Here is a 5,156-nt window from a genome sequence, read left to right as displayed (position 1 = left end):
CGACGGCGCGGAGGGTGAGCTGTGGGTCCGCGGCCCGACGGTGACGCCCGGCTATCTGGGGCTGCCGGAGGAGTCCAGGGCCAGACTGGTCGGCGGCTGGCTGGGCACCCGGGACCGGGCGCGCCGCGAGCCGGACGGCAGCTACCGGCATCTGGGGCGGGTGGACGACCTGGAGATGGTGGGCGGGATCACCGTCTCGCCGCTGGAGGTGGAGAACGTACTGCGGCGCCATCCGTCGGTGCGGGAGGTCGCGGTGGCCGCCGTGCCCGACGACCGGGGGGCCACGCGGCTGCACGCGTTCGTGGTCCCGGCCGCGCCCACGGGGGAAGGCTCCGGGATCGACGGGCGGGCGCTCAGCGCGGATCTGATCGCCCTGGCCCGGCGGCGGCTGGCCGCCTTCAAGGCCCCCAGGGCGGTGCATCTGGTGCCCTCCCTGCCCCGGACGCCGTCGGGCAAGCTGCGGCGCCATCTGGTGCGGCAGGGGGCCTGGTGAACGGCGGGCGCCCCGCGGCGGGGCCCGCTCCGTTGACGTACATCGAGCACGTAAGGATCCGGATATGTTGCGACAGCTGATGCCCGAGCACGGGTTCTACATCGGGCTGATGTTCCGGGAGGCCGCGGCCCGGCACGGCAATGTGCCGGTGACCCTGGACCGCCCGCTGGACATCGCCCCGGACGCCGGTACGGAACTGGGCTACGCCGAACTCGCGGACCTGGTCGACGACATGGCCGGACGGCTGTGGGCGGCCGGGGTACGACCGAGCGAACACGTGGCCATCCACAAGACGGACAACGTCGACATCGCGCTGCTGGCGTGCGCGGTCTCCCGGATCGGCGCGGTACCGGCGCTGTTGTCGCCGTCGCTGGACGGTTCGGTCACGGGGGTGCTCCTCGACCGGCTGCACGCGCCCTGGCTGATCACCGACCACGCGACGCTCAAGGGCGCCCTGAGCGGTCTTGACACGGGACTGGCGCGCGGTGTGCTGACGGTGGACGACGCCCCCGACACACCGGGGCACACCGTCGCGCTGGCGACGTACGAAGGGGCGCCGCGCCGTCCCGCCGTACGGCTGCACCCCAAGGAGCCCTCCCTGATCACCCACAGCTCGGGGACCACCGGAATCCCCAAGCTGGCGGTGCACTGCCCGTACGCCATGTGGAACCGGCTGGTGCCGCAGAAGGCGCTGGGCCGGTCGACCCGTGGCGAGCCCGCCGCGCTCCATATGTCGTATGTGCACTCCCGCTTCTACCATCTGCTGGGCGTGCTGCTGCACTTCGGCAGCCCGCTGCTGCTGCTCGTCGACCCGGACCCGGCCCACGCCGGCCCGCTGCTGGCGGCGCACCGCCCCGGCATCGTCGAGACCCATCCCAACACCTTTGTGCTGTGGGAGGACCTGGCCACCGCCCCCGGCGCACCGCTGTCCAACGTCCGCGCCTACGGCTCCACCTTCGACGCGATCCATCCACGCACCGTCCGGCGACTGCTGGGCGCGTCCCGGCGCCGCGCGCCACACCTGGTGCAGTTGTACGGGCAGAGCGAGACGGGCCCGGTGGTCTTCCGCCGGCACGGCCGCGGGGACGCGGGCCGGGCGAGCGGGCGGCGGGTCGGCAACGCGATCCCCGGGTTCACCCGGATCCGGGTGGTGGACGAGCGCGGCAGGAAGTGTCCGCCCGGCACACCGGGGGCCATCGAGGCCCGCACCCGCGGCCGTATCCTCACCTACCTCGGCGCGCCCGAACTGTACGCCCGGCAGGTGGACCGGGGCTGGTGGCGGATGGGCGACATGGGCTACCAGGACCGGTGGGGCGGGCTGTATCTGATCGACCGGGAGGTCGATCAGATCCCGGCTCTCGACAGCAACCTGGAGATCGAGGACACGCTGCTGTCGCGCCTTGGCGAGCTGCGCGAGGTGGTCATCGTGGCCGGGCCGGACGAGCGGCCCGTGCCGCTGGTGTGCACGCGCGGGGACGAGCCGCTGGAGGACGGCAGGTGGCAGCGGGCCACCGCGGACCTGCCGGGGATGTCCGCCCCGGTGCACTGCCGGTTCCAGGATCTGCCCCGGACCGGCACCTGGAAGATCAAGCGCCTGGAGATCGCCCGGCTGCTCGCCTGTGGCGAGTTGCCCACGCTCTCCCCGGCGCGGGCCGGCGGCTGAGGTGGCGAAGGGGCGGCGGCCGGTCCTGGTGGTGGGCGCCGGCCCGGTGGGAATGACGGCCGCGCTGGCCCTCACCGCCCGGGGAGTGCCGGTCACCGTGCTGGAGGCCGGGCCGCGGGGACGGGTGCGGCCCGGCAGCCGGGCGCTGTTCGTCCACCGGCGATCGCTGCGGCTGCTGGAGCGGGCCCGGCCGGGCCTCGGCGCGCGCATCGCCGCGTACGGAACGACGTGGCGCACCCGGCGCACGCTCTACCGCGGCCGCGAGGTGTACGCCCGGACCTCCGCCCCCGCCGCCGACGGCGACGAGCTGCCGCCGTTCACGAGTCTGCGCCAGGTGGACACCGAGCGGTTCCTGTACGAGGCGTGTGTCTCGGCGGGCGTGGAGTTCTGCTGGGACGCGGAGGTGAGCGGCGCACGGGTGGCGGGTGGCGAGGTGGCGGTGGCCGCGGCCGACGGCCGGACCTGGACGTCGAGCCATGTGGTGGCGGCCGACGGCGCACGGTCCGCGGTGCGCGGGGCGCTGGACATCCCGCTGGAGGGCGACCGCTCCGAGGGGTACCACGTGGTCGTGGACGTGGCGGAGCCGGACGGCGACGGGCTGCCGGTGGAGCGGGTCTTCCACTACGAGCATCCGGGCACCGGCGGCCGCAGTGTGCTGCGAGTGCCGTTCACCGGAGGCTTCCAGGTGGATCTGCAGTGTCACGCCGACGACCCGCCGGAGGACTACGACAGCGAGGAGGCGGTGCGCCGATGGCTTCCCCCGCTGGTCGGCGAGCGGTACGCGGAACAGGTCCTGTGGGTGTCGCGGTATCACTTCCTGCGCAAGGTGGCCGCGTCGTTCATCGACCCGGGAGGCCGGGTGCTGCTGGTCGGAGAGGCCGCGCACCTGTTCCCGCCCTTCGGGGCGCGCGGGATGAACAGCGGGATGGCGGACGCGGAGGCGGCGGCCGAGGCGGTGGCGGTGGCGTGCCGCGATCCGGCGCGGGCGCCGGCCGCGGTCGGCGAGTTCGCCGCGGTACGCCGCGCCGCGGCGGTGTTCAACAGCGCGGCGGCCGGTGCGGCGCTGTCGCATCTGCGGCCCCGGCGCTGGGGGCGGGCCGCACAGCGCGCGGCGGCGACGCTGGCGCCCGTGGTGCCCCGATGCGGGGCGTGGCTGGAGCACGCGCCCTATGGGCCGCGCCACGGACCGCCGGGCGCGGCGCCCGGCAGCCCCACGCCCGGTGGATACTGAACCCGGCTCGGATATGAAGGAGCACGTGAGGATGGAGATGGCCGCAGTGTGGCAGATCGGCCAGGACGTGGGAAACGAGCCGGACATCCGGGCGTTGATGTGGTGCGAGGACCGCGGTCTGACGCCGTGCCGACCGGTGCCGGACACCGCGCTGCTGGCCGCCGATTCCTGGCTGGTCGACGAGGGGCGGGTGCGGGGCCTGGAACTGCATCGCCGCCGGTTCGTCGCGGCCTGCGCGGAGGCTACGGGCGACGCTCCGGCGCGGATCGAGAGGTTCTGGCAGGAGGCGGTCGACCTCCTGCCGCGCGCCGGTGCGTGGTTTCCGCGGGTGGAACTCGCCGGCCCGGAACCGGCCAGGCTGTTTCTGCGGATACGGCCCGCACCACCGCGCACCGAGGGCGTGGCCGTATGGGTGAGCGAGGAGGCCGACCCGCGCGTCCTTCCCCGCCGTAAGGGACCCGATCTGTCCCTCCTGGCCGAACTGCGCGGGCGGGCCATCGAGCGGGGGGCGCAGGAGCTGCTGCTCACCACGCCGGACGGGCTGGTGCTCGAGGGGGCGACGGCGAGTGTCCTGTGGTGGGACGGGGACGTCCTGTGCCGCCCCTCCCCCGGGCTGCCACTGCTCGCGGGCGTGACATCGGCCCTGATCGAGGAGCGCGCCGCGCGGCTGGGCGTGCCCGTGGAGCACCGCCGGCCCACCGTGGCGGACCTGGACGGTCGCGAGGTGTGGTTCGTCAACGCCCTGCACGGCATCCGACCGGTGACCGAATGGCTCGGCAGCCCGCTGCGCGTGGGGCCTGCCCGGCACGCGGCCTCCTGGCAGAACTGGCTCGACACGGCAGCGGAACCACTGAACGACACGAATGGAGCTTCCCGATGACCATGGCCCCCGGTACCGCACCGACTCCCCGGATGAATCTCAAGCAGCTGACGCCCAAGGTCTCGGCGGCGATGGGCGAACTGCACGCGGCGGCGGCGCTGGCGGCCTCCGAGGCGGGGGTCGAACCCGAGCTGCTGGAACTGATCAGGATCCGCGCGTCGCAGCTCAACGGCTGCGCCTTCTGTCTGGACCTGCACACCAAGGACGCCCGCGCCCACGGCGAGAGCGACCAGCGGCTCCACACGCTGAGCGCCTGGCGGGAGACGCCGTTCTTCACCGACCGGGAGCGGGCCGCCCTCGCGCTGACCGAGGCGGTCACCTCGGTTCAGGACGGACATGTACCCGATGAGGTCTACCGGGCCGCATGCGAGGTGTGGGACGAGCCGCAGGTGGCGGCGATCATCTGGGCCGCCGTCGTCATCAACGCGTACAACCGCACCGCGATCAGCACCCGGATGATCCCGGGCTAGTTCGCGGGTGGCGTCGCGCCCGTGAGCGAAATCAGATGCGGGCGCGGCGTGGGCCCTGGCACGCTGCCGCGGTGAATCGTGAAAAGATCTCCAGACTCGCCCACGCCGACCATCCGATCGCTTCCCCCATCGACGACGACGCGGTGCGCCGACTGCTCGAAGTGGGCCTGCCGCGCGGCGACGAGCGGGTACTCGACCTCGGCTGCGGCGGCGGGGAGTGGCTGCTGCGCGCCTTGTCCGCGCAGCCCAAGGTGCATGCCGAGGGCATCGACATCTCCGAGCCCGCCCTGGTCGACGCCCGGGCGGCGGCCGAGCGCCTCGGGGTTGCGGACCGGCTCGTCCTCCATCAGCAGGAGGCCGACGGCTTCTCCTCACGGCACTCCTTCGACCTCGCGCTCACCGTCGGTGCCGCCCACGCC

6 protein-coding genes are annotated in these 5,156 nt (G+C 73.9%); all 6 read left to right on the top strand.

Annotation, left to right across the window (positions count from 1 at the left end):
- On the top strand, nucleotides 1-493 hold a 493-nt coding region (locus CCN51_RS28290), incomplete at its 5' end, for a class I adenylate-forming enzyme family protein (RefSeq protein WP_143675913.1).
- A gap of 64 nt (nucleotides 494-557) precedes the next feature.
- Nucleotides 558-2,156, top strand: coding sequence for a class I adenylate-forming enzyme family protein (locus CCN51_RS28285; protein WP_055414119.1), 1,599 nt, complete (start codon nucleotides 558-560; stop codon nucleotides 2,154-2,156).
- 1 nt (nucleotide 2,157) lies between these two features.
- Nucleotides 2,158-3,387, top strand: a complete 1,230-nt coding sequence (locus tag CCN51_RS28280) for an FAD-dependent monooxygenase (protein ID WP_043486256.1) — start codon at nucleotides 2,158-2,160, stop codon at nucleotides 3,385-3,387.
- Nucleotides 3,388-3,424: 37 nt separating this feature from the next.
- On the top strand, nucleotides 3,425-4,267 hold the full coding sequence (locus tag CCN51_RS28275; protein ID WP_043489233.1) for an aminotransferase class IV: 843 nt from the start codon (nucleotides 3,425-3,427) through the stop codon (nucleotides 4,265-4,267).
- Nucleotides 4,264-4,737: a carboxymuconolactone decarboxylase family protein gene (locus CCN51_RS28270; RefSeq protein WP_014174243.1), complete on the top strand. Its 474-nt coding sequence runs from the start codon at nucleotides 4,264-4,266 to the stop codon at nucleotides 4,735-4,737. The genes CCN51_RS28275 and CCN51_RS28270 overlap by 4 nt, the downstream gene beginning before the upstream one ends.
- A 71-nt stretch (nucleotides 4,738-4,808) precedes the next feature.
- A partial coding sequence (locus CCN51_RS28265; RefSeq protein WP_245881699.1) for an SAM-dependent methyltransferase occupies nucleotides 4,809-5,156 on the top strand: 348 nt, incomplete at its 3' end.

The organism is Streptomyces milbemycinicus, from assembly GCF_002154605.1.
Taxonomy (GTDB): Bacteria; Actinomycetota; Actinomycetes; order Streptomycetales; family Streptomycetaceae; genus Streptomyces; species Streptomyces milbemycinicus.
Note: the sequence above shows the minus strand (reverse complement) of the source record. Positions and strands in the feature narration are given on the sequence as shown.